Annotated in this window: 1 protein-coding gene; it reads left to right on the forward strand. The window is 51.2% G+C overall.

The features are described 5' to 3' along the window. Positions 1–11: 11 nt before the first annotated feature. Positions 12–3,688, forward strand: a 3,677-nt coding sequence (locus tag AC0QH1_RS00855; protein ID WP_324628833.1) for a calcium-binding protein, incomplete at its 3' end; no start/stop codon positions are given.

The raw sequence follows: 3,688 nt of genomic DNA on the forward strand, positions 1-3,688 counted from the left end.
TGGAAGAAGAAATGACCGAAGAAGAGAGCGAAACCGCTGAAGAAGAGACGGTCATGGAAGAAGAAATGACCGAAGAAAGCGAAACCGCTGAAGGGGAAGTCACCACCACCGAAACGCCAGACAGCGAGATGAGCGAAGAAAGCGGGATGACCCCGGTGGGAATGGAAGGCGAAGACGAAATGGAGGCGGAAGTCGAGGAAGCGATCGCGCCTTATTTCAATGAAGAAGAATACCTCGCCAATAACCCCGATGTAGCGGAAGCCGTAGCCCAAGGAGACTTTGAAAGCGGGCTAAAACATGCCGTCAAATTTGGCTATAAAGAACGCAGCCGCACCGTTCTCGTCGGGTTCCAGGCCACATTTTATGGCGAAAGCAATCCCGATGTTGCCGATGCGATCGCCAATGGAGATTTCGCCAGCGAACTGCAACACTTCCTGCTCTACGGGCAAAACGAAAATCGCTCGCCTAACGCCGCTTACAACGAACAAGAATATCTCGAATTTAACCCCGACGTCGAACAAGCCGTTGGGGCGGGTGAATTTACCAGCGGGCTGCAGCACTTTTTCCTATTTGGTCGCTTTGAAGTTCGGACCTTCAGCAGCCAGTTTGACGCCCAATTTTACCTAGAACAATACCAAGATATTGCCGAAGCATTCCAACAAGGTTTAATCGACAGTCTCTTGGAACACTTCCTCGCATTTGGTCTCGAAGAAGGTCGCACCGCTAGCCCCACCGAAGAAGAAGCCGCCGAAGATGCGGAAGAAAGCGGTGAGGACAGTGAAGAAACCACCGATGAGGCCGATGAAACCCCCGATGACGAAAGCGAAGAAGTCACCGATACCGAAGATACCGAAGATACCGAAGAGGAAGCCGGAGAAGACAGCGAAACCGACGGCGAAACCATCGGCGATCTGCCCCCCGTAGTCATCGACGAAATTCCGGATCCGAGTGCAGAAGAACCCGCCCCACCCACCGAACAAGAACAAGAAGTCGAAAGCAGCGGACTGTTTAACCCCGACTTTTTCCTCTCTCAATTGCCCGAAGACATTCAGCAACAGATTGGCGAAGGGGGTCAATATCGCACCGTCATCGAATACTACCTCCAAGAAGGACAATTCGACGAGCAACTCAGTCAAGTCAGCTTTAGCCCACTGTTTGACTTCGGATTTTACCTGAAAAACAATCCGAAAATTCAGGAACTCATCGAATTAGGCGAATACGAAAATCCCCTCGACTACTACCTGAAAAAAGGGAAAACCGAAGGCGACGTTCCCACCCCCTTCTTTGACCAAGAATATTTCCTCGAACAATATCCCCAAGTTCAACAACTGCTCGTCAGTGGCGAATACAGCAGTGCCTTTGAATATTTCATCGAAGTCGGCATCGAAGAAGGCACCAATCCCCTGCCGTATTTCGACGCACAATTCTATCTCGACCAACTCGAACAGTTTGCCGAGGAAAACCCCGATTCGGAAGTCGAACTGCCGGAAATTCCCGCAGATGCCACGGAAGGCCAAATCTTCCAAATTGCTTACACCCACTTCATTTCCATCGGGTTAGAAATCGGCATCACCGCCAGTGCGGAATTTAATGCCGAATTGGTCGAAAGTCAGCTCACCGAAGAACAAAAAGCCCAAATCGGCGAAGGAAAAGAATACCCCAGTGTCTTTGCCTACTTCGTCCAAGTCGGCATCGAACAAGGGATTATCGCTTCCGAAGACATCGACATTCCCGACCCTGCGGATCTCGGGTTAGATAGCTTCGTTGTTGAGGACCTCGATAGCGACAGCGTACTCATCGGTAGCGAAGGCGATGACCTGCTGACTGGCGATGAAAGTGAAGAAGCCATTGTCGGCGCTGCAGGCAACGATACCGTAATCGGATCCAAAGGAAAAGACCAGATCTTTGGTGAAGACGGCGACGATATGCTCGTGGGTGCCAAAGAAAAAGACACCCTCTTCGGTGGCGCGGGAGACGATAGTCTGTTCGGCGGCGATGAGAAAGACCTCCTCTCCGGCGACGAAGGTAACGATCTGCTCGTCGGCGGCAAAGAAAAAGATAGCCTCGTAGGTGGAGAAGGAGACGATACCCTCCTCGGCGGCGAAGAAAAAGACCTGCTGATGGGTGGCGAAGGTAATGACCTGCTCTATGGTGGCGAAGGGCCAGATACCCTTGTCGGCGGCGCAGGTAGCGATATCTTTGTCATCGACCCTGCTGGTGTAGAGAAGAAACACCAAGATACTCTCTTGGACTTCAACCCCGCAGAAGATACCCTGCAAATTGCTGGGATCGGTTTGAGCGGCGAAGAAATTCTCGACAACGCCGAAACTACAGAAATCGAGATCGAACAAGAAGATGGCGCGATCGCGACCAAGTTCTCCACGGTCATCCACTTGAGTGCTGAATTCTCGATTACTATCATCCATGAGGCGCAACTGACGGCGGAAAACTTCGAGGTGGTGGAAACTCCCACTGTCAGCGATGACCTGCTAGAAGAGGTCGAGGTTGACGAAATTACCACGATCTCCACTCTGTTCGATGCGGACTACTATCTCAGCGAAAATCCTGAAGTCGCAGATCTCATCGAAAGTGGCGAATACAGCAGTGCGTTAGACCACTATCTGCAAGTCGGCGAAGCAGAAGGTCTCAGTCCCAACCCCCTGTTCGATGCCCAGTTCTATCTGGAACAATATCCCGAAGTCGCCCAATTAGTCGAATCTGGCGAATACACCAGCGCCTTTGCCCACTTTATTGAGGTGGGACTGTCTGAGGGCCTGATTGCTAATCCGGTGTTTGACGAAGACTACTATCTGGAACAATATCCCGAAGTCGCCGAATTCGTCGAATCTGGCAAATACAGCAGCGCCTTTGCCTACTTCGTGCAGGTTGGACTCTCGGAAGGTCATGTGGCAACTGCGTGGTTTGACGAACAGACTTATCTGGAACAAGAAGGAGTTCAGGAAGCTCTCGACTCCGGCGAATACAGCAGCGCCTTCGCCCACTTTATTGCCGTGGGATTGTCTGCCGGTCTGATTGCCACTGGAGAGTTTGACGCCGAATTCTACGAGTCTGTCTTGGATGAAGACACCCTCGCCGAAATTGGCGAAGGTCTCGAATACGAGAGTCTGTACGAACACTACGTCCTCGTGGGTCAGATGGAAGGTCTGCCGATCGCCCCTCCAGAGGAAATTACCACCTCTATCCCCCATTGCGACGAGTTGGAGTTGGAACTCCCCGCAGTGGATGGTATCGAGGCGGATGAGAAAAAAGCCCTCTTTGCCGATAGCGATGATGGCGTTTCTCTCAAGGCACAGAAGAAACAAGAAATCCTCGTGGGTGGCGCAGGTGACGATACCCTCACCGGTGACAAGCGCAAAGACCTGATCTTCGGTCTCGAAGGCAATGATGTCCTCGAAGGTGGCAACCAAAAAGACACCATTATCGGTGGCATGGACGATGATACTCTCATCGGCGCTCATCAAAATGACCTGCTCATCGGTGATGACTTTAAGGTAGACCACATGGATGATTCCGATGACATGGATGATTCCGATGATATGGATGATTCCGATGATATGGATGATTCCGATGATATGGATGATTCCGATGATATGGATGATTCCGATGACATGGATGATTCCGATGACATGGATGATTCCGATGACATGGATGATTCCGATGACATGGA

It is taken from the genome of Phormidium sp. CCY1219, assembly GCF_055795085.1.